The 24,636-nt window shown below is 45.7% G+C and carries 19 protein-coding genes; 10 read left to right on the top strand and 9 right to left on the bottom strand.

The window, feature by feature from the left end; all coding sequences use genetic code 11:
• Window positions 1-31: 31 nt before the first annotated feature.
• Entirely contained in the window at window positions 32-1,060 is a 1,029-nt protein-coding gene (locus tag FDP09_RS12620) for a LacI family DNA-binding transcriptional regulator (protein ID WP_137403002.1), read from the bottom strand.
• A gap of 499 nt (window positions 1,061-1,559) precedes the next feature.
• Window positions 1,560-1,886, bottom strand: a complete 327-nt coding sequence (locus FDP09_RS12625; RefSeq protein WP_137403003.1) for a hypothetical protein — start codon at window positions 1,884-1,886, stop codon at window positions 1,560-1,562.
• Between the two features lie 63 nt (window positions 1,887-1,949).
• On the opposite strand from FDP09_RS12625, the gene FDP09_RS12630 reads away from it, so the two are divergent.
• From FDP09_RS12630 to FDP09_RS12665, 8 genes are all read left to right on the top strand, one after another.
• Window positions 1,950-4,985 (top strand): SusC/RagA family TonB-linked outer membrane protein, encoded by a 3,036-nt coding sequence (locus FDP09_RS12630; protein ID WP_229683441.1) that lies wholly within the window; start codon window positions 1,950-1,952, stop codon window positions 4,983-4,985.
• Between the two features lie 12 nt (window positions 4,986-4,997).
• Window positions 4,998-6,365 carry a RagB/SusD family nutrient uptake outer membrane protein gene (locus FDP09_RS12635; RefSeq protein WP_137403005.1) on the top strand — a complete coding sequence of 456 codons (1,368 nt, stop codon included), beginning with the start codon at window positions 4,998-5,000 and terminating at the stop codon, window positions 6,363-6,365.
• 39 nt (window positions 6,366-6,404) lie between these two features.
• Entirely contained in the window at window positions 6,405-7,847 is a 1,443-nt protein-coding gene (locus FDP09_RS12640) for a CBM96 family carbohydrate-binding protein (RefSeq protein ID WP_137403006.1), read from the top strand.
• A gap of 126 nt (window positions 7,848-7,973) precedes the next feature.
• Complete coding sequence (locus tag FDP09_RS12645) at window positions 7,974-8,747, top strand: 6-phosphogluconolactonase (RefSeq protein ID WP_137403007.1); 774 nt, start codon at window positions 7,974-7,976, stop codon at window positions 8,745-8,747.
• 27 nt (window positions 8,748-8,774) lie between these two features.
• On the top strand, window positions 8,775-10,376 hold the full coding sequence (locus tag FDP09_RS12650) for a family 20 glycosylhydrolase (RefSeq protein WP_137403008.1): 1,602 nt from the start codon (window positions 8,775-8,777) through the stop codon (window positions 10,374-10,376).
• 1 nt (window position 10,377) lies between these two features.
• The gene (locus FDP09_RS12655) at window positions 10,378-11,850 is read left to right on the top strand and encodes a sodium:solute symporter family protein (RefSeq protein ID WP_137403009.1); all 1,473 of its coding nucleotides are present in this window, start codon (window positions 10,378-10,380) and stop codon (window positions 11,848-11,850) included.
• A gap of 1 nt (window position 11,851) precedes the next feature.
• Window positions 11,852-13,012, top strand: a complete 1,161-nt coding sequence (locus FDP09_RS12660; RefSeq protein ID WP_137403010.1) for an N-acetylglucosamine-6-phosphate deacetylase — start codon at window positions 11,852-11,854, stop codon at window positions 13,010-13,012.
• A 27-nt stretch (window positions 13,013-13,039) separates the two neighbouring features.
• Window positions 13,040-13,237 carry a hypothetical protein gene (locus tag FDP09_RS12665; protein ID WP_137403011.1) on the top strand — a complete coding sequence of 66 codons (198 nt, stop codon included), beginning with the start codon at window positions 13,040-13,042 and terminating at the stop codon, window positions 13,235-13,237.
• Between the two features lie 12 nt (window positions 13,238-13,249).
• Here FDP09_RS12665 and FDP09_RS12670 read toward each other — a convergent pair whose 3' ends face one another.
• From FDP09_RS12670 to FDP09_RS12680, 3 genes are read right to left on the bottom strand one after another with little or no spacing between them, the layout of a single operon-like run.
• On the bottom strand, window positions 13,250-13,573 hold the full coding sequence (locus tag FDP09_RS12670; RefSeq protein ID WP_137403012.1) for a Cif family virulence factor: 324 nt from the start codon (window positions 13,571-13,573) through the stop codon (window positions 13,250-13,252).
• Window positions 13,574-13,599: 26 nt separating this feature from the next.
• Entirely contained in the window at window positions 13,600-13,890 is a 291-nt protein-coding gene (locus FDP09_RS12675; RefSeq protein WP_137403013.1) for a DUF1330 domain-containing protein, read from the bottom strand.
• A 10-nt stretch (window positions 13,891-13,900) separates the two neighbouring features.
• Window positions 13,901-14,695, bottom strand: a complete 795-nt coding sequence (locus FDP09_RS12680) for an SDR family oxidoreductase (protein ID WP_137403014.1) — start codon at window positions 14,693-14,695, stop codon at window positions 13,901-13,903.
• Window positions 14,696-14,818: 123 nt separating this feature from the next.
• Between FDP09_RS12680 and FDP09_RS12685 the strand changes: the two genes are divergently transcribed.
• On the top strand, window positions 14,819-15,187 hold the full coding sequence (locus FDP09_RS12685) for a winged helix-turn-helix transcriptional regulator (RefSeq protein ID WP_137403015.1): 369 nt from the start codon (window positions 14,819-14,821) through the stop codon (window positions 15,185-15,187).
• A 134-nt stretch (window positions 15,188-15,321) separates the two neighbouring features.
• Here FDP09_RS12685 and FDP09_RS12690 read toward each other — a convergent pair whose 3' ends face one another.
• The 3 genes from FDP09_RS12690 to FDP09_RS12700 all read right to left on the bottom strand — a co-directional run bounded on the left by FDP09_RS12690 (window position 15,322) and on the right by FDP09_RS12700 (window position 21,340).
• Window positions 15,322-16,959: a family 43 glycosylhydrolase gene (locus FDP09_RS12690; RefSeq protein ID WP_137403016.1), complete on the bottom strand. Its 1,638-nt coding sequence runs from the start codon at window positions 16,957-16,959 to the stop codon at window positions 15,322-15,324.
• Window positions 16,960-16,992: 33 nt separating this feature from the next.
• A complete protein-coding gene (locus FDP09_RS12695) occupies window positions 16,993-19,944 on the bottom strand; it encodes a glycoside hydrolase family 2 protein (protein WP_137403017.1) in 2,952 nt (983 codons plus the stop codon).
• A 1,009-nt stretch (window positions 19,945-20,953) separates the two neighbouring features.
• On the bottom strand, window positions 20,954-21,340 hold the full coding sequence (locus tag FDP09_RS12700; protein WP_137403018.1) for an acyl-CoA thioesterase: 387 nt from the start codon (window positions 21,338-21,340) through the stop codon (window positions 20,954-20,956).
• Between the two features lie 298 nt (window positions 21,341-21,638).
• Here FDP09_RS12700 and FDP09_RS12705 point away from each other — a divergent pair, with 298 nt between their 5' ends.
• A complete protein-coding gene (locus FDP09_RS12705) occupies window positions 21,639-23,171 on the top strand; it encodes a polysaccharide lyase (protein ID WP_137403019.1) in 1,533 nt (510 codons plus the stop codon).
• 263 nt (window positions 23,172-23,434) lie between these two features.
• On the opposite strand, the gene FDP09_RS12710 is transcribed toward FDP09_RS12705, so the two are convergent.
• Window positions 23,435-24,631 carry a GTP-binding protein gene (locus FDP09_RS12710; RefSeq protein WP_137403020.1) on the bottom strand — a complete coding sequence of 399 codons (1,197 nt, stop codon included), beginning with the start codon at window positions 24,629-24,631 and terminating at the stop codon, window positions 23,435-23,437.
• Window positions 24,632-24,636: the final 5 nt, after the last annotated feature.

Genomic DNA, 24,636 nt, shown 5'->3' on the forward strand with positions numbered 1-24,636 from the left:
TAACAGGTTTGGTCGTACAAAAAAAATACCGCTATTTCTTTGAACTTGATTCCCTGACTATCAATTCAGTCTTTAGGGTGACGATTTCCGATTCGATCAAATCCTCTCCATCTTCTTCAATTTGCCTGATAAGAAGTTTGGCAGCTGCTTGGCCCATTTCGAATGCCCGGTCGTTCACCGACGATAGGTTGGGCTCAATGATCTTGGAAATGGGGTAATTACTGAAGCCAACAACAGCCACTTGGTCAGGGACCTTGAACCCATTTTTTTGGAATACCTGAATGGCACTGACTGCAGTATAGTCATTGGAACAAAAAATACCATCTGGCTTGACAGGGTGGGATAGGAGTGCTCTTGCTGCGGAAAGACCTTCGTCATAGGTTAAACCTTTTGTAAACTGGATGAATTCGGACGAAACCTCAAGATGGTGGTTTTCCAAAGCTTTTCTAAAGCCTTCATACCTGGATTTGAAAATCCCGGTTGTTTGGGGACCACCAATATGGGCTATGTTTTTACACCCCTTCTCGATCAAATGCTCGGTGGCCCGCAATGAAGATTCGAAATCATTGATGATCACTTTGTTCGCTTCAAACCCAATGGGTACGCGGTCGTAAAACACCATGGGCATTTTCATTTTTTTTAGTTTCTTAAAGTGGTCTATGCCCCTTGTTTCGGCTCCCTGGCATATGATCACCCCTGCAAACATATTGTTCTGCAACGTTTCTGTAATTCGTTTTTCCCGTTTAAACGAGTTTCTGCTTTGGAAGATCGTTACGTTGTAACCCGACTTGTGTGCATATTCCTCTATTCCGCTGATGACAAGGGAATGGAAGTGGATGTCTATTTGAGGCACAATTACTCCGATGGCAAGTGTTTTGCTTTTTCTGAAACTCGAGGCAATGGAATTCCGCGTAAATCCCAGTTCAACAGCTTTTTGCTTGACCCTTTCCTTCGTTTCTGGGCTTATTCCAGGATGGTCGTCCAAGGCCCGTGAAATCGTAGAAACAGCGAGGCCCAGTTCTTTTGACAAATCCTTTAAGGTAATTCTTCTTTTATTCATGGAAAACTTTCGGCAAACGTTTGCAATATAAGCATTATTTTTCAGGGTTCTATGTGGTTTACTGTGGGTAACTGGTTTAACCTTATTGCTCAGATTCAGTCTGGTTTTCATTTTTACTGTTGTTACTTTTTTTTCTACAGGTAAAAAAAGTAAAAAAAACGCCGCTGTGTAGCTATTGAGCTAAAATTAAACCCCGCCCTCATGCAGGCAAACTCCTCTTGTTTAGCCACCAGCCACCTTTATTCTCATCACTTCGTCAAACAAGCCTACCTCTTTTTCCACGCGCTTGTTTTATTTCTTTACGCCCAATAGCTGCAAGGCGGATAAAATCTATCAGGCTATTTCATTATAAGAGAAAAGGCTAATGGAGGAATAATTTACCCACTATAATCCGCATAGAACCTTTTTCAGAAAGGGCTTTTGCATAAACTTGCTGAGGCGAAATCGCTCTTTCCAGAATGAAGCTCAGGACGACTATAGCGCTAAACTTCCCTTAACTTCATAGCAATGAGCCCATTAAAGGAGAAATCACTTCGGTTGAGAAGAAGCAATCTTCCGATTTTTCAATCTTACAACTTCCCAATCCTATTATTAAGCTCCCCTCAACCTTCTGACTGATCCAAGAAGAGTCAGGCCCACATCTTTCGGCGGGGAGCCAAAAAGGGATTTTCCCGAAACTGGCCATAAATGCTCCCATTCCACGCGGCAACCCTGCTGTATTACCATTTGGATAAATAAATATGAAAAATATATGCAAACGTTTGCTATTGTTTTGCATTGAGTTTACATTTGGATAATACGATTTTGATAATTCTTCTGATAACATTTTAATCCAAATTCTATGGGGCATTTTAACAGGTTTGTACAGGCCAAACCATGGTTTTCAGTAATGATTATTCTATTAAATATGGTATGGTCTTTTAGTTTGTTTGCGCAAGGGGAAAATGTGGCAGGAGTGGTAAAGGACGGGGAGAATGGGGAGCCTTTGATCGGGGTATCTGTGTTAGTAAAAGGTACTTCCAAAGGCGTGGTCACCGATTTGGATGGGGCTTATTCTATTCAGGGCGTGTCTATGGAAGATGTGTTGATTTTCTCTTATTTGGGGTATTCCACGAAAGAAATCCCCATTAGTGGGCAGTCAGTACTTGATGTGACACTTGTTTCAAGCGCAAGTGATTTGGACGAGGTGGTCATCGTCGGGTATGGTGTCCAGGAAAAAAGAAACCTGACGGGGTCTATTGCCTCTGTGGGAAGCGATGAGGTGCGCAAAACAAATATGCAGGATCCCATATCGCTTTTGCAGGGAAGGGCGGCCGGAGTTCAAGTAACATCCAATTCCGGGGCACCTGGGGGAGGCATGACAATCAATATCAGGGGAAGTTCCTCTCTCAATGCCGGGAACAGTCCCTTATATGTGGTGGATGGAGTACCGATCGAAGCCAACGTAACGTCTTCCTTAAATGGCTCAGAGAATTTCGGCCTCAACCCATTGGCAGCCATCAACCCAGCGGATATTGAATCAATTGAAGTATTGAAAGATGCTTCCTCAACGGCCATATACGGTTCCAGGGCGGCCAATGGGGTTGTGTTGATCACTACAAAAAGGGGCAAGGATGGCAAGGCGCAAATTACATTGAACGTACATTCAGGAGTGAGCCAAATCACCAGAAAGCTGGATGTGCTCAATGCCAGCCAATATCGGAGTGCCGTACTCGATTCCTATGCCAATTCCGCTGATGGCCGGGAGCCGATTTTTGCAGTCGTCGATTCATTGAGCGCTACAAACAATGGGGATGTGGATTGGCAAAGTGAACTGCTGAGAAAAGCCGTTCAGACAAATGTGGACCTGTCCGTTCAGGGAGGATCTGAAAATGTCAAGTACGCTTGGAGCTCCTCGTTTTTGGATCAGGACGGTATCGTCCTCAACTCGAATTACCGTAGGATCACTTCCCGGCTCAATGTGGATTTCAATGTAAACGATCGCCTCACGGTGGGCCAAAGTATTTCATACTCAAACGGTGTGAACAACAGGATCAATGCCGCAGGTACGGGCAACCTGAGCATCATCCGCGAATTGCTTATTCGGCCTCCATCTTATTCGATGTACCTTCCGGATGGCTCCATCAATGGGTACCAGTTTGGAAAACGGAACCCGGTGGGGCTTGCGGAGCTGTCCACTAACCTCAATAAAACCAACCGGATAATTGCCGGACAATACTTTGAGTACAAATTGGCCGAAGGCCTGAAGTTTAGGACTTCTGTCAACGTGGACTTCCTTTCCATGAAAGAGGACACGTTTATTCCCTCAACCCTGGATTATCGGGAGGGGTACAATACCGGCTCGGTAAGATCAACCAATAACCTGACCTGGTCCAATGAAAACATAGTGACCTACCAAAAGCAAATTTATGGAAAACACAATTTGGGTGGACTTTTGGGATTCAGTTATCAGGATTGGGACTATGAACGAACAGGTTTGGACGGGATGTTTTTTCCCAGCGATGACATCCGAACCCTAAACGGGGCGGGGACCATTTCCAACCAAGGTGTGAACATCGCCACGTCACATTCCCTGCTGTCTTACTTTGGAAGGGTTTCTTATGACTATGACCGGAGGTACCTTTTCGAAGCCAATTTAAGGGCAGATGGGTCCTCCCGGTTTGGAAGTGAAAACCGATTTGGATTCTTTCCTTCGGCTTCTGTCGGTTGGAGGTTTTCCGATGAACCATTTTTGAGTGGTGCAGGAGTGCTTGATGATGGCAAGTTGCGCTTTAGTGCCGGTCAGACAGGTAACGAGGCCATTGGAAATTACACTTCACAAGGTGAGTTCATGGTGGGAACCAACTACTTGGATTATTCGGGAGCTGCCCCTACTGTTATGCCCAATTCGGGGTTGTCCTGGGAAACCACCACACAGTATAATGCGGGAATAGATCTGGCCTTTTGGCAGGGACGGCTGGGTCTGACCGTAGATGCATACATCAAGGATACAAAAGACCTGCTCTATAACGTGCCCATACCAAGGGAAACTGGCTTTGGTTACATCACCCAAAATATCGGAAAGATCCAGAACAAGGGAATCGAAGTGGTGCTCAACACACACAATGTGACCACCCGGCATTTCAACTGGAGTACTAGCCTTAATATTAGTAAGAATACCAATGTCATCAAGGAATTGCCAGAAGAACTGTTGACCAATGGGTTTATCCAAAACGGAAATTACCATATTCTCCAGGAAGGTTTTCCGATCGGTACGTTTTACGGATGGCGATTTGATGGTGTTTATGCCAGGGATGAAGACAATGTCAACGGCATCACCAACGGAACCCAAGGGCCTGTATTTGAAGGAGGTGACCCTATTTGGCATGACCTTAACGGTGATAATGTGATCGATCAAAATGACAGACAGATAATTGGTGATGCAACGCCGGATTTTTTCGGGGGGATCACCAACGACCTTTCCTACAAAAACTTCAGCCTGAGCTTTATGTTTCAATTTTCCTATGGTGGGGAGATCTACAGTGAGATCAACCACCAGCGCAATTCGATTGTACGGTACAACAACCTGTCCACAGCTGCACTAAACAGATGGAGAGAGCAGGGAGACATCACGGATTTTCCCAAGCCGGTACAGGATGATCCATTGCAGAGTGATAGCAGGATACAGAGCAGATGGGTTGAAGATGGTTCATACATTAAACTGAAGAATGTCAACTTCCGCTACTCCTTTCCACTGGAGTTGGTCAACCGTATTGGGCTGTCCCGGCTGGATGCCTATGTGACAGGAACCAACCTGGTCACATGGACAGATTACACGGGATTTGATCCTGATGTCAGTTCGTACAGTGGACTGAGAATAGGAGTGGATGAGGGATCATACCCCCAAAGCAGAACGGTGATCGTAGGCTTATCAATTGGACTGTAAATGAAAAAACTTATGAAAATTAGCAGGAATATCTTTATGTCAATGTTGACGCTCGTTTTCTTCTCATGTGCAGAGAATTTGCTGGAAAAAGAGCCGGTCAGTAGTTTTTCCGCCCAGGGATTTTATAAGACTTCGAGTGATGCACAGTCCGGGGTGTATGGGATATACGATGCCGCACAGTCCGCCTTCTCCCTGAACTTTTCCCTATGGGGAGAGGGGAGGGCGGATGCGGTCAGTACCAACCAGTCCGGAGATCCTTTTTTGCTCCAGGAAAACAACCTGAACCCCACATTGAACTCGGCCAGATGGGATAACCTCTATGAGACCATCAGCAGGGCCAATTATGCCATTAAATATGTTCCCCCTGTATTTGAGGAAGGAGAAGAGTTTGGCTTACAGTTAGTGGGGCAAGCCAGGGCCTTGAGGGCTTTGTGCTATTTCTATGCCGTACGGGTGTGGGGCGACGTGCCGTTGATTTTGGAGCCTTATGAAAGTGTCCAGCAGGACCTGTTCAATACGCGCACCGATGCCGAAACCATCCTCGATCGCATGGAGGAAGACCTTTTATTTGCCGCTGAGCATTGTAGGGCTAGTTTTGGGGGCGAAAGGGATCGGAATCTGATTACCCAAGGAGGTGCCAATGCCTTGTTGGTCCAGCTGTATATGTGGCGAGGAGAATATACCAGTGCCATTGCAGCGGCAGAAAAAGTTATGGATAACTCATTGTACCAGTTGGTATCCATCAATGACTGGTCAAAAATCTTTACGCAAGGGTACTCTAACGAAAGCATTTTTGAAATAGGCTACAATGAAGTGCAGACCAATTCCCTTCGTGTACTGTACGCATTGGGTTCGGACAGTAATTTCTTCCCCAGTGAATCCTTTCGAAACTCATTTGAGGAAAGTGACCAAAGGCAAGCCCTCATATATGATGTAACGGCTGCCCAGCCTCGAAAGATCTGGAAGTTTTTTGGAGAGGGCTTCAATGACGAAAGTCCCGATCCATCTGCAAACAATATTGTTATGGTCAGGCTGGCAGATATCATATTGCTGAAAGCGGAAGCCCATAACCAACTGGGAGAGGTCGATGAGGCCTTAGCCTTGCTGAATACCATTCGGGCCAGGGCGGGGTTGGAAAGTCTTACCTTGAACTCTGCCCAGACTCTTTATGGAAACCTGGAGACTGCCATTTTGCACGAGCGCTCGATCGAACTTTGTTTTGAGGGACATCGGTGGTTTGACCTGGTGAGGACAGGGAAAGCCATGGAGGTAATGGGGCCCATCAACGGCTTGAGCCAAGAGGCAAATTTAGTATGGCCTTTACATCAGGACGCCATTAACAGGAATCCGAACTTGGTTCAAAATGGGTTTTATGATTAAAGCTTTTTGCCAAAATTTTCAACGCAAAAACCAAAAGGAATGAAGAGTTTACCGATAAAAATAAATGGAGCCATACTTGCGCTCATCCTTGCCGGAGCGGTGATTTACGGCTGCACGGTCCAAGAGGACTTTGACTACCAGCCGGCAGGCACCACTGGAAAGCTGGGGGTGTCAGCATTGGAGTATTTCCAATCGCACGAATCGTTTACCATGCTCGGTTCCGCCATTTCCCTAGCCGGATTGTCCGAAACGTACGATACAGACCAAATCAGGACCTTTATCGCGCCTACTGATAGGGCTTTTGAGGAATACCTGCAGGCAAATGCCTATGAAAGTTTGGAAGATGTGCCAGTGCCGATCTTGAAGAATCTCCTGAGATACCACATCGTCGATAATAAGGTGTTGTTTACTGATCCTGAATTGTTCGAAAGCAATTTACCGATAGCCTATCCTACAGAAAGTGGCCAGGTGATGTACCTTTCCCATAATACCAACTTCGTGGGGCTGGTCAACCAAGGGACCAGCAAGCAATGGGAAATTTCCACCTCAAATCTGGAACCTACCAATGGGGTGATCCATGTGGTAAATGAAATAGTCTATTTTTCGGCAGCATCTACGGATCTGGATGAGCTGGATCCTTCCGTAAAAACGGATACCATATTCCCCTTGGCAGACACGTATATCAATGGGGGAGCAGCAGCCAATAGAAATTTCGGCGCTGACAATCTGTTAAAAGTGAAGAACGTGACAGGGGATGGGGATTATGACCGAAAGGCCTATTTAATGTTTGATTTGAATGAGTTGCCTGCGGAGGGTGTTATCACGGATCTCCGGCTTGAAGTGGGCGTATCCTTTACCCATGCAAAAAATCTGGACATGAACCTTTTTCAGGTTCCCGATACCACGTGGACCGAGATGGGCCTGAACTGGAACAACGCCACCATGCCTGTTGACCCGCCAATCACGACCATTACCACGACCAAAGTCAGTTCCTTCAATTTTGATTTGACGGATTTCTTCGGAAGGATGGAGCAAAGAGGGAAACTTTCGCTGATGATCGATGGACAGGATACGGGAGATGAAACAAATGATTTGGCCTCCAAAGAACACGAAACCCTGCCTGCACCGATGATCATCGCCATCATCGCCACTGGAAACAGTGTACTTGACTTGGTGACCAATACTGGAATATCCGTGGAGTCAGGAGGTAGCGTGGCCTTGGACTCGGAGATGCTGGAAATAACTGGAGCCTCCGCCAATGACATCATCTACACCGTGGAGGAAGTGGCTCAGCATGGCTGGTTGATCAGCGGTGCGACCATATTAAAACCTGGTGATCGATTTACCCAAAATGACATCAATGTCATGAACCTAGTCTATATCAGTAATGGTGAAGGCAGTGAAGACCATCTTGTCCTTTCAGCAAGAGATAGGGCGGGAGCCAAATTAGATCCATTCGAGGTGGAGGTAATTATTGATTGAATTTAATTGCCCCCAAAAGGAATTGATATTTATTGAATTAATAGCGTTATAACTAACTTAATAGTGGGTAAGGGACGGTCTTATCTGGTTGCAGACGGAGATGTCCTGCCCACTTCTTATAAAAAAATGATAGACCTTCAAAAAGACATATATGTCTTTTCCAACCGAGAACTTGCGGGAATAGCTGCAGGTAAAGAAGTAGAGCAATGCATCGTGAACTTGCAGGCTGCGCAAGATGAAGTAAGAATTGTTTTTGCAGCAGCACCCTCCCAAACAGGAATGCTATCTTATTTGGCTTCATCAAATAAAATACGATGGGAAAAAGTTGTAGCCTTCCATATGGATGAATACATAGGTTTGGAGAAAAATGCCCCGGAGTTGTTCGCATCTTATCTAAAGGAAATATTGTTTTCCAAATTGCCTTTTAAAGAAGTAAATTTGATCAAGCCCCAAGGAGATTCACAAGCTGAACTTGCCCGATATGAGCGCTTGATTGCCAAAGCACCCATAGACTTGGTATGTCTGGGGATCGGCGAGAATGGACATATCGCTTTCAATGATCCTCCAGTTGCGCAATTTGATGATCCACAGGTGATTAAACTAGTTGAATTGGAGGAGGCATGTAGGGTCCAGCAAGTAAATGACCAGTGTTTTGACCAATTGGAAGACGTGCCGACCACCGCTGTTACGCTTACTATCCCTACCTTAATGGCCGCAAAGGCAATGGTATGTGTCGTATTGGGTGAAAATAAAAGTCAGGCTGTCAGCGATACATTGACCAAAGCGGTCAGCACAGATTGTCCTGCATCCATCCTGACTACTCATCCCAACTGCAAGTTTTATTTTAATCAGGCGGCCGTGAGTAAGATCGATGGCCAATCCTATACAGTAATAGAATAAATACAATTATATTAAATAAGCATCCTCTTGGTAACAAACAACAATAGCAACAACTGGCACAAGCAATCTCTACCTACACTTGGAGTCTTTCGCTTGATTATATGTCTTCTGTTCTTTTTTCAGTCCATCGCTGGCTATTCTCAATCCAAGAATGATCCGGGAGACAGTGACTTTAAGGTGAAAGGCTTCCATTTGGATCTCCGCGTTCAAGTGATGACGCCCGAAGCGTTGAAGCATTTTGCTAGGCAAATGGCAGATTTTGGATTGAATACGCTCGTGATGGAATGGGAGGCGACCTATCCATTCAAGGAACACTTGACTATCGCCAACCAGTTTTCATACAGCCGTGAGGAAATCGATGATTTTATCGCTTACTGTGATCATTTGGGGATTCAGGTCGTTCCCTTGCAACAAAGCTTGGGGCATGTGGAGTATATTTTAAGAAATCCCAGGTATAGTGAGCTGAAAGAAGACAGGAAGGACATTTCCCAGCTATGCCCGATGAAAATAGCACAAAGTGAAGTCTTGTTCCAGTCCCTTTTTAAGGACTTGGCAGCAACCCATAATTCCGATTATATCCATATTGGTGGAGATGAGACGTATTTGCTGGGGCACTGCGACCTTTGCAGTGCTAGGGCCGAAGAGGTCGGCAAGTCCCAGCTTTTTGTGGACCATATGAAAATGATTGCCAACTTGGTAATTGAAAATGGAAAAACGCCGCTAATGTGGGCGGATATCATCCTAAAGTACCCTGAAGCTGCGGCCGAGCTGCCTAAAGAAACTGTATTTGTCGATTGGAATTACGGTTGGAAAACCAACCACTTTGGAGATGTATCCAAACTCCAGGAGTTAGGGTTTACATTCTGGGGAGCGCCTTCTATCCGCAGTCATCCAGATAACTGGTACATGACCAATTGGTCCACGCATTTTAATAATCAACGGGACTTTATTCCCTATGCCAGAGCAAGCCAGTATGAAGGAATGATCATGACATCTTGGTCCACTTCCGGGCTTTATGGATTTACTTGGGACGTTGGCTACGATGTGGCCGATATGGTCCAGATCAGAAATACCTATCCGATGTCAGGGTTTAGGGTTTTGATCGCCAGCTACGCTGCGGCCTTGTCCCATCCAGAGGAGTTTCAGCCACAGGAATTTGTGGTTAATTATGCTTCTGATAGGTTTGGCCTCAACGAAAAGGAAGCCAATCAGCTGTGGGAGTTTTTGGTGTTTCCTCGGGAGTTGATCTCCAACGCTAAACCCGTAAAAAGCAAAAGCGTGTCCGAGGTAAAGGAAAACTATCGGCAAGTCAGCGATCCATTATTTCAGCTTAGTCCAAACCAGCACGAAGAAGAGTTCGATCATTTTAGGCTAATGGCCAACTTGCGGATGCTTTATTTGGACTACAAACAAGTCGATGAAGTGTATAATTCGCCTGAATTCACCAAGCTCCTCCTTCCAGACCTTACCAAGCAAATGGAAGCCATTCTGGAAAGGTCAGAAGAACTGAACAAAGCGTTTTACAAATTGAATACAGGTTTTTTATACGATGCAGAAATAGAAGAACTCAATAGGCAGAGAGTACTGCCAATAAAAGTTTTGTACCACCGACTGGCTAAGTTAAAGTAACATGGAGCTGCTGGATTGGATCGTACTTGGGCTATATTTTGTCATGCTGCTGTCCATTGGGCTGTGGGCTTATCTGAGGGTAAGGAATTCCGAGGATTTCTATACGGCGGGAGGAAAACTTCCTTGGTGGCTTTCTGGAATTTCCCATCATGTTTCTGGATATAGTGGGGCCGTATTTGTGGCCTATGCGGGGATAGCCTATACGCATGGTTTTACCATTTATGTTTGGTGGGCTTTTACGGTGGCTGTGGCCGTTTTTGTGGCAGCCTTCTATATCGCACCCAGATGGGCGAGGCTTCGGGTGAACTTTGGAGTCCAGTCTCCCACAGAATACCTGTTGATGCGATATAATCTTCCGACACAGCAGGTGATTGCTTGGGTAGGCACCATTATCAAAGTTTTTGATACAGGAGGAAAGTTGGCCGCGATCGCCATTTTATTGAATGTGTTCAGCGGTACTTCCATCACTTTTGGTGTACTGCTGGTCGGATTTATCTCTTTGATCTATATCACTATTGGAGGGCTATGGGCTGATGTATGGAATGACTTCGGCCAGTTTTTGATCCAATTGCTGGCGGGGGTGACCATGTTTGTGATGATCCTGTACAAGTTGGGTGATGGTGTTTCAGGGGTTTTCACTCTCTGGGACCGGCTTCCCGAAGAGCATGCCGCATTCTTCCATGATCCCTATACCATCGGTTTTGCAGCCGTTTTGCTGGTGATCAATTTCTTTAGCTACAGCGGTGGAACGTGGAATCTCGCTACTCGCTTTATTTCTACGACCTCCGGAAAAGTGGCCAAAAGAGCAGCATTGCTATCTTCTGTACTTTATTTTACTTGGCCTTTGATCCTTTTTTATCCCATGTTTGCTGCGCCGGTTTTTTTCGAAAATCTGGCGGACCCAACGTTATCCTATGGCAAAATGGTATTGGAATTTCTCCCCAATGGGCTTATAGGGCTGGTACTGGCATCGCTTTTTGCCAACACCCTTTCCATGACCGCTTCGGACTCCAATACTGTTTCAGCGGTCATAAGTAGGGACATTTTGCCTGTTTTGTTTCCACATGTCAAAGAATTTTCCAAGGCCCAAGCATTGACCTTGGCACGGGTTACTACATTCTGTTTCACCATTTTGACCATTTTCACAGCCATCAATGCGGCCAACTTCGGAGGTGTATTCGGTTTGATGATTTCTTGGTTTGCAGCCTTATTGGGCCCGATAGCAATTCCTATGATCTTGGGGTTACTTCCTGCATTCAAAAGGAGTGATGCCATGTCCGCCATGTGCGCCATAGTTTCTGGACTTGTCACCTTTATTTTGCTCAAAATTTTTCCTGTGAGTTCTTTAGCTTTGGAAATAGGAGCACCAACGTTGGTTTCCTTTTTTACCTTCGTCGTGACAGGTTTTTTCAGAACTGTAAAAGTAGCCCCAAAGGTCGATGAATTAATTAATGGATTAAGCAAAAAGGATTAGCATGGAAAAAATAAAGCATGTCGATGGTATTCACTACCAAACACAACGTCCTATCCGACTAACGTTTGATCACGGTTTGATCAGCGGAATGGAAGCATTGGAAGAAACGTCCTCTTCCATGCTAATAGCTCCCGGGTTGGTGGACTTACAGGTAAATGGATTTCAAGGAGTGGACTTTAATGCCCCCGACCTTTCGGTAAATGATGTGGTATTTTGTACTGAGAAACTTTGGGAAAATGGCGTGACTACGTTTTTGCCGACATTGATCACCGCTAGTGAACAGGCCTTGTCTGAATCCATCAAGAAAATAAGCCATGCCTGCGAAGATCCGCTGATAGCCGCATCAATAGCCGGGATCCATTTGGAAGGACCTTTTATCAGCAAGGATGCAGGGCCTCGGGGAGCACATCCCCTGGAGTTTGTGCAGGAGCCAAACTGGGAATTTATCTCCCGTTTGCAAAAGGAGGCAAATGGTAAAATTAAATTGATCACCCTTTCTCCAGAATATCAGGGGTCAAACGATCTGATAAAAAAATGTGTACCCGAGAATATCCAGGTAGCCATTGGGCATACCGCTGCCCAAGCGGGTCAGATAAATAAAGCCGTTGAGGCAGGGGCGAGTCTTTCTACCCATTTGGGAAATGCCGCCCATTTATCATTACCGCGACATCCTAATTATATCTGGGATCAGCTGGCAATGGATGACCTTTGGACAAGTATGATATCCGATGGGTTTCATTTGCCGGATGCTGCTATGAAAGTATTTATGAGCGTAAAGCCGGATAAAACTTTCTTGGTGAGCGATTCGACCAAGTTTGCTGGCTTGCCAGCTGGAACGTATCAAAGCCCTATTGGTGGGACGGTGCAGTTGACTTCGACAGGGAGGCTCTGCATGCAGGACAATCCGGATTTACTCGCAGGATCAGCAGTTTCCCTCAAATCTTGCCTGGAATATTTGGTCCAAACAAACTTGGCGACATTGCCCAATGCGATTAACATGGCATCCGTCAAGCCATTGTCCTACTTGGGGAAGGGCAGGAAGATCAGGGCCTTCCAAGAAGGAAGCAAGGCAGATGTGGTCCTGTTTGCGCACAACGACAGTAAAATGGTGATCTACAAGACCATCAAGAGCGGAAGGCTAGTTTATTCATCAGAAATATAGGACGAGTTACTCGGAATTAAATTGATTATGAAATACGCTAAATCAGTTGGTTTTCTCTTTATTTGGGTAGTAGGCTTGATGGCCATTACCGATCTGCGAGCCCAGGTTATCCCATATCCCTTAAGTAAAATGGCACTAGAGGGAGAATTTGTGTTGAAGGCAGGAATGCCAATTGTTGCCGGGGAAAGCTTAAGGACAGAAGCCGAGTTTTTGTCCACCTATTAAAATGTATCCATGCTACCCGGTAATCCTTAGCGATTGGATAAGATTTTCCTTGATGGTGAAGTGGTATTTTAGAATAAGGGGACTTCCTGGAAAAGTCCCTGAGTTTTCTGTTGTCAACAGCACTTTGTCCGTCATTTCTTCATACTTCAGGGGCACCACTACAGTATGGTATTTTTTATTGGCCGCTGCAATCCATTTTTCAATTTCACCTCTTCCCTTAAAGGTTTTTTCTTCATCAAAAACGACCGCGTCCTCGGAAAAGCAATTGGCGTAAGCATAGCTGTCAAAATTCTTTTGTGCCGCTATCAGGGCGGAAATAATGTTTGGTAAGTTCATGATATTTGGTTTTCTGATTGATCACTTTATTTAATTCCTTCCACTAGTATGCCGTGATAGACCGCTCCCTTTTGTCTATGGATAGCCGCCTTTTTATAAGGTTCGCTATTGTACCATTTTTTGGCAAGTGCCATGTCGGGAAATTTAGCGATGACGACTCCCTCGATTGGCTCGCCCTCAAGGACCTCAAATTTACCGTAGGTTACGAGGACTTCGACAGGGTATCCTTCCATGGTTTCTTCCACTAAAGCCCAATATTTTTCCAACTCCGATTTATCGATTGTTTTTGTTCGGGTAAAGATGATGTATGCTGGCATAACGGTATGGTTATATGGTTGGGATGGTTCCTCCATCGATCACGTATTCGGTACCTGTCAAATACCCCGCCCTTGGCGAGGCAAGAAAGCCGACCAGTTCAGCAACCTCTTCTGGAAAGGCAGGTCTTCCATAGGGGATTCCTCCCAAAGCCGTCATGATGGTTTGGGTTGCTTCTTCTATTGTCAGGTTGTTGCTTTGAGAGATTCTCTCGGTCATCCTTTTAGCGGCATCTGTCAAGATCCAGCCTGGAGAGACCGTAAGTACCCGTACTCCCTTTGGTGATACCTCCTTGGATAATCCTTTGCTATAGTTGACCAACCCCGCTTTAGCAGCGGCATACGGAAGGGTGGAATCGTACAGGGGCAGTCTCCCTTGGATCGAGGCGATATGGATGATCACACCACTGTTTTTTTCAAGCATTTGTGGTAAAAATGCCTTGTCAAGGCGTACCGGCGCCAGTAAATTTATCTGGAGTGCTTCTTCCCAATCCTTGTTAGAGAGTGCGGCAAACCCACCTCCGTGCGTTTCGGCACCGCCCAGGTTGTTGACAAGAATGTCCAGCCTGCCAAATTTCTCCAGTACTTTTGAGGCCACGGTTTCGGCTGCTTCCCGTTTGCTGAGGTCTGCGGCTATGAAATGTACGCCATCATTGGAAGGCTCGGGCTGGTTTCTTGCCGTGACAATGGTCTTTGCCCCAGCATGTAGTAAACGGTCGGCGATTGCCTTTCCGGCACCTTTGGTCCCCCCGGTCACGAGCGCGACTTTTCCCGCTAATTCTTGTGGGTATTCTTGATTATGTTGCATCTTAATTTCTTTTATGCAAATTTGGAGCGTACTGCCCTTTGAAACAAGTAGGGAATTTCGATTCAGGTAGGGATAAATTATTCCCCTATTGAGTCTTAAGGGACATAGGCTTAATTTTGTACCATGTATAAAAGAAAAATAGTGCCCAACTTAAATTGTGGACTTGACCTGGTAGGAGAGGTCCTGTATGGAAAATGGAAGATGCGGTTACTTTGGTTTATCGATCAAGGACATAAACGGCCCAGTGAATTGCAGCGCAAAATTCCCGATGCTTCCCGGAGGGTTTTGAACCTCCAGTTGAAGGAATTGCAGGATCATGAGCTGGTGAGCAAGGTCATCTATCCAGTGGTACCTCCGAAGGTCGAATATAGCCTTACCGCTTTCGGGAAGAGCTTGATTCCGATAATAGCGGCAATAGGGGAATGGGGAGACAACAATGCTGACAGGTTAAAGGAGTTGATAATTAAAGGGTTGTCTGAAGATGGTGAATAGGTCAAAATTTGATTTGATGAAGTGATATCTTATGGCCATTTTCAATGGGGTAGTTTTTTTGGTTTCAAGTTTTAATTGCCCATTTCACCGTTCTGGTGTATAAATATCATTTAACTCTACATGTTAAAAGAAAATCACTTACGATAACCAGGGACATTGTCCGGAACGAACATCACATCATCTATTTGACAACTAGCTCCAGCTTCTCCATGGGCAACAAACCCAATTTCGACTTTTCCATTGGTCACGGATATATCCTTAAGTGTAACGCTGTTCCATTTCCCTTGATCCTTCTCCAAGGTGATGCTTTTTTGATGGCTTCCACTTTCGGCATATGCTTCCAATTGGTCAAAATGGCCCGTATGTTTAACTTTCAGTGACAGGGTATAGGTACCGTCCTCTAGGGGCACATATGGCGTGGAGGTGATCATCTGATAAACCTTCCTCTTAAAAGTAACATTATCAGCGATATTGAGACTTCTTTCCCCGATGACATGCATGCGGTCCTCTTGGGTATTGTCATGGTTCAGTACGGGGGATTGGTCCGAATCAATTACGATGGTATTGCCCTGCTTGACGTCTGAATACCAGCCCAAAAGCTGCTCTTGGATCGGTTTTACGGAGCTTGGGATGGCTTTCCTGTCAGCTTCGAAACTGCTGTTCTTTACAAAATTATTGTCCTCGGCAACGCTCCATTCCCCGGTGGATTCGTTCAGGTTCCAAGAGTTGAGGGAGTTAAAGAAAGGCGTCTCCCCATCAAAGGAAAGCGGACACCATTGGTTATAGCCCAAGCCATTTCCTGCAAAGTCTGCCCAGCGGTCCCCGCAGTAAATGACCGTTTCCTTTTTACTGCCCTTTACATTGACAAAAAAGCCCGTCTGGGTAATGTGGGCATAATCATCATAACTTCCGGGAGTGATCAACATGTTGTTTTCGGGTAAATAGGGGCCTCTGATGTCATCGGCCACCAAATAAAAAGCATGACTGGAATCCCAACCGTACAGATTGGAGGCAAAAACATAGTATTTTCCTTTGTGTTTTACCATACAGTTTCCTTCACGGCCTGCTCCCTTGAATATTTGGGTGACGTCAAGCAGGTCCACTTTTCCGTCCTTTACGCCGATTTCGGAAATGTAAATCTTATGCCTTCCCTTGCCATAAGAATATACCAAGTAGGAAATGCCCGTGTCTGGATCAGTGAATACCGTTTGGTCACCGGTGTTGGGAGTTCCGATCCTTTCGGTCATGTCCAGTCGATTATGGGGTTTGAAAGGCCCCGCAGGACTGTCCGAAAGGGCAATGAGCACATTGCTGTTGTGCTGGACAAGCAGGGCATATTTATCCATCTCTTTTACATAGGCTACCCCCAATCTCCCCATCCAGAATATCCGTTGGTAGGCTTCTTCCACCGCTGCTTTTTCCAGTACGTTGCCTTTGGATTTCCAGTTGACCAAATCCGTGGAGGTATAACAGGTTACGCCTTTAAAGTGTGTTCGTTGATAGTTTACAGAAGGATCTTCCCGGTATTGTTCTGCTTCTTCATAATGTACTCCGTACCAAAAGTACTTTTCTACCCCATCTTCGGGGTCGGTAAAAGTAAATATGCCGCCTCCCTGGCTATAAATGGGATTGCCGTCCTCAGTGTCCCAGAAAGTGTCGTTCTTAATATTGTAGCTTTGGGCATAAACACCAGGGCAGCTGATGAGAAGTAGCCCCACTATCATAGCAACTACCTTGGCCCGAACTTGTGTCTCTTTTTTTAAATGATGCATTGGTTTGCTGTTTTGGGTTATTCTTGTGTTCAATTAGTTTTCCACCGATTCATAAAACTCTATTTCTACAATATCCAGCTCCCCTTTAGATTTCTTCTCATCTCCAGAAGGCTCCACCTTACCGGTGATTTCCACGATACCAAAGGCATCTCCATCGATGTTTGCACCGATCAGTTTGATCAGAACTTTTTTCCCTTCAGTAGGGGGAAACTCCATGGTGACATACCCCAGGCTTTTGGGGGTGTTCCCTGAATAGACTTCTTTGCCGTCAATGCTAATGGAGATGGGATAGCTCCTGTTTCTCCAGTTGCTCAGTTTCATGGTGATCTCACTGAGGGCGGCCTCCCGTTCAAGTTCATACTCGATCCATCCAGTGGAAAGTTCACCGTCATTTTCCCAGCTGGTCATCTCATTGTCATCGTAGGAATTCCTCACCGTTTCCGGATGTGCCTGCGCCTTGGCGGATTTGATGCCAATCGGAATCCTAGATACTTCATAGGAAGGACCTTTTGGCGTTGGTCCCCTGTCCAAATAGGAGTGCAGTTCCTCACCAGGGAGGGAATTACTAAGGCCATTGTTCACTTCAAAGGGCCGGGATGTCCAGCTGATGGTTGCGGGTTTTAGTCCTTTGGCGGTGGCTGTTAAGGTAATATTCCCGGGAGTTTCAGAAGATCTGACGAATACCCTGTTCACCCCACCTTCCACCGGTAAAGATTTGGAGAGGACATAATTGTCTTCAGGACCTTGGGCTATTCCGCCCCGCCATTCTCCAGCTCCTTCAAGGTCAAATTTCACCATGTCCAAAGCTGTTGGACAACGGTTTCCTTCCTTGTCCACTACTTCCACTTGGATGAGCCCAAGGTCATGGCCATCGGCCACCATGCCATCAGGATGCTGGGTAAGGGTCAGTTTCAGTGTAGCAGGCTCACCGGCGGTAATGATGCTGTCTTCACTTACCCTTTCACCGTGCTCATTGTAGCTCACGGCCTTTATCGCTCCAGACTTCCATTGGACATCGGGAAATGTAAAAAGGAAACGGTGGGATGGCGTTCCCTTTCCGATTGATTGGTCATTGACAAACAGTTCTACTTCTTCTGCATTGGAGACGACATAGATCGGTTTTTCCACCCCCTCTTCATAATTCCAATGACCAATAATATGTGTTCTTGGATGCTCAGGATCTACCCAGCCATCCCACATGACCTGATGGGCAAAGTAGCCATCTTTGGGAACGCGCATGGGATCCACTTCGCCACTTCGTCTATAATTTTCCGCACCTCTAAAATGGGTCTGGGTATCGGAGAAGATGATGTTGACACCTCCTGAGCTTACGCGCTTGCCGGTACCGGGACGCTCCCGGTAATAATCATTCCACCTGACAATGTCCTCGATGGCATGGGAATCCTGGTTTCGGTTATAGATGCTTGCATCTTGGCCTTTGTAAGGTGGGCCGTCTCCATCTTTATGATAGGGAGGAGTGTATTCGTCCCAGTATTTGCGAAGGCCCTCGTCCCTGGAATATTCAGTAGCCCACATGGGTTGGTCTGCGCTTTTGTTGATATAGAGCATTTCTCCACCATATTCTGCGACTTTGCTGTCCAGCATCTCACGGCTGCCAATGGCCCTTCCACCATAGGGGTCATATTGGTTCCGGATTTTTTTCATTTCACTCATGTGGGGCTCACTGATATTGTCATTTCCACATTCGTAGAATAAAATACTGGGGTTGTTGCGGTTGTAGATAATAGCGTCCCTCATCAGGTTTTTGCGCTGTTCCCACCTGGTGCCTTGTACGTCTCTTTCTGCATCACCGGCGGGCATGGCCTGTATCAGGCCAACCCTGTCACAAGACGCTACATCCTGCTTCCAAGGCGTGATGTGCATCCACCTCACGAGATTGGCATTTCCTTCTACCATCATCCTATTGCTGTAATCGCTGATCCATGCAGGGACAGCCATCCCCACACCCGGCCATTCGTTACTGGTGCGCTGTGCATACCCCTTCATCTGGAGCACGCGGTCGTTAAGGTAAACCATTCCTTCTTTGAAGGCGGTTTTTCTAAAGCCTGTGGTGGTCTTTACTTGGTCCACGGTTTTCCCATTTACGATTAAGGAAGTATAGACATCATACAAATACCCGTAACCCCAGCTCCAAAAATGAAGGTTGTTTACCTCAGCAGTTGCCTTGAGTTTGGTTGTTTGCCCTGGAGACAGGGTAGTTTGAAACCCCTCAAAGTCTTTGACCAAGGTACCGTCCTTTTCTTTTATGGTCACTTGGTATTGGACGTCTATGGCTTGATCGTGCTCGTTCCGGACTTGGCTTTCTGCTGTTACCAATGCCGTACCACTATCCACTTCTATTTCCTGGGCATAAACATAGGTTCCTTCGGTTCCCAGATTGGAATACAATGGCAAGGTTTGGTATAGTTTTGAGGTAATGTGTAAATAGACATTTTTGGGAATTCCTCCGTAATTCACATTAAAATTACGGTCGCTCCATTGGAATTTGGTATTGGTGGACTTCTCCCTATAATCCCAGTCATTGTCGGTACGGACGGCAATGACATTAGTGGCAGGAGCGGGGTGTAACAAGTCTGATATGTCAAAACCCACTGCCATGGCACCATTTTCATGGCGGCCAATATGGTTGCCGTTGACATAGAATTCACCTCCTTGGCGCACACCCTCAAATTCCAAAAAGATTTTTTTGTCATTGGCACTCTCCGGAAGCACAAAGGTCTTTCTGTACCAGGCAATGCCCGTGGACATACTATGGATATCGACCTTAAAAGCTTCATCTTCGTTCCAGGCGTAAGGAAGCGTGACTTCTTTCCAGTCGGAATCGTCATATGTGGGCTTTTCAGCTAATGAGGGATCACCGACTTCCACTTTCCATTCAGCATTGAAATTGTAGGTCGTTCGCTGGGCTTGTAAGGAAGGGATGGAAACGATCCACCAAAAAAAGAACAGTAGGCTATATTTCATGGGTAAAATTGGTTGTTGTTAAATCAAGTCGCACTTTTTTGACATGCCCAACTGACCGGTAACAGGGAGATCATAGGTTTCGGTTGTGCCTATGGTTGGATAAAGACAAACCATTTTGCACATTGAAATACCGCCCTATACTATTTTTTATTAGCCATGGACATCATTCAAAGCTTTTGTGAAAATATTGAAGAAATGGAAGGAAAGTATGCTGTATCATGCTGTACAAGGAGTTTGTAAATGGATTACCTGTCTCAAATTATGGTTATAACCTCGGTACGATTATAGAACCGTCATCGATAGGCTTAGGGGGGCAATGCTCTTAAGTTAGGAGGAAGTACAACACGCTTGTCACCCTGAGCAGAGTCAAAGGGTAGTGTAGGACCTCGACTCCGCTCAGGCCTGACCTCTCTTAATTTCATTAACTTAAAAGCATTTTTTGGGGAGGGTTGGAAAAGGGTGTGGCAACTCGCCGCGGCGAGCTGCCACGGCTTCCACGCTCAGACCTACCTCTAAGCCTCGCACTGACGGTTTTATAATCGAACTGAGGTTACGAAGTGAACCCTTTCGGGTCAAGCAATATCTCTTGGAGGGAAGAATGTTGACATGGTCGTATGAAAGAAAATTTCATGCCGTTAAAACGATGGGCTTCCTCCATCCGCATGAAGGGGGGTAGCGGGAATTTTTTGGGAATTGGAAGGGAAATGCGGCTAAAACGGAAAACCTTGGATGGGCAATTTACCAAGGGCATCACCCATGGCTATACATATATCGCCCCTCTGGGGCTAGCTTTTGCGTGTAATCTTTCAATTCCGGTCCAACATGCACTTGGTGCCTTTGTGGCATTTTTATGTATCGGTTGTTTTTCCATTAAGAAAACTGGCAGCCCCAACTTTTCCTCTTGATCTAGGTTCAATATACCCTATAAAATACTATGACCATCAACCATAAAATATCAAAAACCTTTATTTCCAGAAATTTTAAAACCAACAAGTAGTTGGACGAATACTTATTTTAATCGATCCTTTACATATTCAATTTGATGTTTGCCATGGGGCTTTGGTAGGCCATCTTCTCCTAGATTGACCATAATGATTTCATCAATGGTGATGATGGTTTCCCGGGTCATTTTATTCCTTACCTCGCATGATAAAGTAAGGGAGGTTTTGCCAAATTTTGTAGGCTTGATGCCGATTTCAATTATATCGTTGACACGGGCGGAAGACATAAAGTTGATGGAGGACATGTACTTGGTCACCACATGCTTGTTTTCCAATTGAATGATGGCATATAGAGCTGCTTCTTCATCTATCCACGCCAATAAGCGTCCACCAAAGAGTGAATTATTGGCATTAAGGTCTTCCGGTTTAATCCATTTTCTGGTATGAAATCGCATAAGCTTAGTCTTTTTTGAGTAAACATGAATTTATCGATAATAATTTCAATGCATTTGGATATTTTTCACCTGGATCAAGTCAAGAATGCCATCTGAGGCCAGATGAATAACTACGGGAAACGAACAATAGGCTTGTCCCTGTTTTGTCATAAAGCCTGCTAATCTGTTGATGGCAAATTTGGTTTTTATAGAATCGTTCACCGATGGAAACTAACAGTTTAAATGGACTAAAATATAGTATTTTACAATTATTGACTTTGCGGAATAATAGAGAATAAATTTTGATACTTATTAAAACATGAAGACAAACAAAGTAATCCGAATAGCCCAAAACCTGGTTGTTTTTGCTCTCTTAATTACATCAATGAGTGCTTTGGCACAGGATACAGATCTTACTGGGGGAGTCTCGTCGTCCGGTCAGATTCCGCCGCATCCTCCTCGCTTACCAGAAGGGGAGATACCCGCCTTTCCAGGAGCGTGGGGTGGAGGCATGTTTACTTCGGGAGGCCGTGGCGGAAAAGTAATCGCCGTGACCAACCTGAACGATCGAGGAGAAGGCAGCCTCAGAGCGGCTTTAGAATCCGAAGGACCCCGGATTGTAGTTTTTAGGGTAGCTGGTAATATTAAGATATCGGATGACATCAATATAGATCATCCGCATGTCACTATTGCAGGTCAGTCTGCTCCAGGAGATGGTATCTGCCTTCAAGGCACCCTTAACATCAATACGCATAATGTTATTATGCGACATCTGCGGGTTCGACGCGGCGTTCCGCAAGGGGGACAAGGAGACGATAATATCGGTGGTAATCCTGAGGATCATATCATTATCGACCATTGCTCTACCAGTTGGGGCATGGATGAAAACATTTCACTCTATAGGCATATGCGGTCATCTCTTGATGGAAAAACTAGAATAAAGGATCCGGCAAAGCACATCACGATTCAGTGGACCATTTCCAGTGAGGCCTTGGACACAAGAGGGCATGCTTTTGGTGGTACTTGGGGAGGAAATCCATCTACTTTTCATCATAATCTTTTTGCATGTAATACGGCAAGAAACCCATCCATTGGGATGTCAGGAGATTTTGACTTTCGTAACAATGTCATCTTCAACTGGCAACACCGTACCATGGACGGTGGGGATGAAACCTCGCAAATCAATGTGATCAACAATTACTATAAACCCGGTCCTGCTACCAATGAGAACATGAAGGCCGTGTTTGCGCGAATCGAGTCCCGTCATATGTATTCACCGGGAAGTGCTTGGGCCGCAGGCGGTTGGTATCCAGAGGCGGATGACAGGCCAGGTAAATGGTATGTCGCCGGAAATATCATGTACGGAAACCAATCTATAAGCCTTGACAATTGGAAAGGGATGCGCGGGCCGACATCGCTTGCGAAGGTCAATACGCCCTTCGTAGGGTGGCCGGTAGCGCCGCACCAGACCGCAAATGAGGCTTTTGAGGCTGTTCTGGAGAAAGCAGGGGCGACCTTGCCCAAGCGTGATGCAGTGGACCAACGTGTCACCCAAATGGTACGTACCGGCCAGCCTTCGACCCCAACAGGAGTAATTAAGGATATTTCAGAAGTAGGTGGGTACCCCGATTTGCAATTCGAAGTAAATGAGGTTCCCGTGGACAGCGATGGGGATGGAATGCCGGATGAATGGGAGCAAAAACATGGTCTTGATCCACAAAATGGTAAAGATGGGGCAATGGACAGCGATGGAGATGGCTATACCAATGTAGAAGAGTACCTAAACGGTACCGATCCTAATGAAAATATAGACTATAGAAACCTCGGCAATAACGTGGATAGCATCAGTTGATCCGATGCTAGTGTCAAGTCAACCCTAAACCTACGTGTAACACGGTGCGTCTTTTGGCCGATCTCTGTGTTCAAAAAGCCTTCTCTAGCTGCGGCTAGGGAAGGCTTTTGTGCCTTGATCTAGTCCATATCCCACTGCCGCCTTACCCATCATTTAAGCATTGACTTGACACTGGTGTTCCTTTCGCCGGGAACATTGGATGTAGCCTGTTCTTCCTTGGTAGAATCTGAAATATTACCTAATAAACGGCATTCACTTCGGGTTTAAGGAAAGGGATCCTCAAATGAAGCGGGGTCCAGACGGAGGGCTTCTTCATAAGAGCATAAACAAGTTTGAAGTTCGTGTTCGATTTGGTTTTGGTCCAGCACGGTGCCGATGATCACCAACTCATTTGTACGGTCTCCAAAGTCTGGATGCCAGTTATTATGGAGGGATTTTTTGATTTCGGAATAGTACGGATGGTTTTGCCATTCAGCCTGTGGGATAGAAGCCCACCATTTGCCGTAAGGCTCTGCTTGGACAGATTTTCCAGCTTGGTTCCAGAGAAGTGCCTGGTCAGGTCTGGAAGCTATCCAAAACAGCCCTTTGCTTCTCAAAACAGCCGATGGCCAGTTTTTCGTGATAAACTTCCAAAACCTCTGTGGATGAAATGGTCTTTTCTCCCTGAATACAAATGAGCCAATGCCATATTCTTCCGTTTCAGGTGTGTGTTGGTTGTTCAGCTCTTGAATCCATCCCGCTGACTGGGAAGCTTTATCAAAGTCAAACAGTCCTGTATTGATGATTTGGTGTGGTGATACCTTACCACGTGTAGTTTCGATCAGTTTTGCCACAGGATTGAGCTTTTTGATCAGTGCTTTTACCATTTCCAGCTGTGGAATTGTTACCAAGTCAATCTTGTTCAGGATAATTACATCTGCAAACTCTACCTGGTCTGTAAGCAGGTGTACGATGGATCTGTCATCTTCTTGTCCTTCTTGCATCTGTCGGTCTGCCAGTTTATCAGCAGAGGTATAATCTTGCAAGAAATTTAGTGCATCCACCACCGTAACCATGGTGTCCAACCGTGTGAGCTTATCCAGATCCAGTAGTGGCTCTCCCGTTTCGAAAGTAAAGGTCTGAGCAACAGGAATGGGTTCCGAAATCCCCGTGCTTTCTATGATAAGGTAATCGAACTTGCCTTGGATTGCCAACTTTTGGACTTCCTCTATGAGGTCCTCCCTCAGGGTGCAACAGATGCAGCCATTGCTCATCTCTACGAGTTTTTCTTCTGTCCTTGAAAGCTTGACCTGATTTTCTATCATTTGGGCATCGACGTTGATCTCGCTCATGTCATTGACGATTACGGCCACTTTCAGGCCTTCGCGATTGTGGAGGACGTGGTTTAGGATTGTGGTTTTTCCAGCACCCAAAAAGCCACTTAGGACAGTTACTGGGAGCTTTTGACGGGTTGAATTCATAGTAT

It is taken from the genome of Echinicola rosea, from assembly GCF_005281475.1.
In the GTDB taxonomy this organism is placed as follows: domain Bacteria; phylum Bacteroidota; class Bacteroidia; order Cytophagales; family Cyclobacteriaceae; genus Echinicola; species Echinicola rosea.